The organism is Monashia sp. HAY1-2A (assembly GCF_056755315.1).
Window position 1 is genome coordinate 1 of sequence record NZ_JBNDHY010000590.1, and the last position, 251, is coordinate 251.

A 251-nucleotide genomic window follows, 5' to 3' on the forward strand; every position below is an offset into this window, starting at 1 on the left:
GTTCTCCACGGCGCTGGACGCTGAAGCGCAGATGGGGACGGCCCTCACGGACTATTACGAATCCGGATCAGTCCCGGCCATCACCTCCATCCAACTCCGTTTGGACGCTGCGGAACCCATCGAGTGGGCAGCTCCTTTGGACGGAACTGCCCGCTCCATAGACCAGCGGATCAAGAGCGCCCTGTGGATCGAGACCTTTGTTGCTGCCGGCGGCGATTTCCGCATCGAGAAGGTCACCCCACGCATGCTCG

General features: G+C 62.2%; 1 pseudogene. It reads left to right on the forward strand.

Annotated elements, in window-relative coordinates:
• Nucleotides 1–251: pseudogene (locus tag ACPYOM_RS23170) on the forward strand (flavin reductase); the annotation flags it as partial.